At 27.8% G+C, this 230-nt stretch carries 1 pseudogene; it reads left to right on the forward strand.

Annotated elements, in window-relative coordinates:
* A pseudogene (locus tag E6A48_RS12025) lies at window positions 1-230 on the forward strand (ATP-grasp fold amidoligase family protein); the annotation flags it as partial.

Below are 230 nucleotides of genomic sequence, written 5' to 3' on the forward strand. Positions count from 1 at the left end.
ATATAAATAATATAAAATTAAATTCTAATTGGTTCAATTTTCTTACCTTATTTGCCATTAGTAATAACGATGAATATGTAAGGATAATATTATTTGGAATAAAATTTATTTTTAGGGTTAATGAAAATATTATTAATAAAGTAGCTTGGTGGATACCAGTAAAGAAGTGGCGTGAAAGTTTTAGGGCTAAATTTAAAGTAAGACCAGACCAGACCAGACCAGACCAGACC

This window comes from Brachyspira pilosicoli, assembly GCF_019402445.1.
Classification (GTDB): domain Bacteria; phylum Spirochaetota; class Brachyspiria; order Brachyspirales; family Brachyspiraceae; genus Brachyspira; species Brachyspira pilosicoli_B.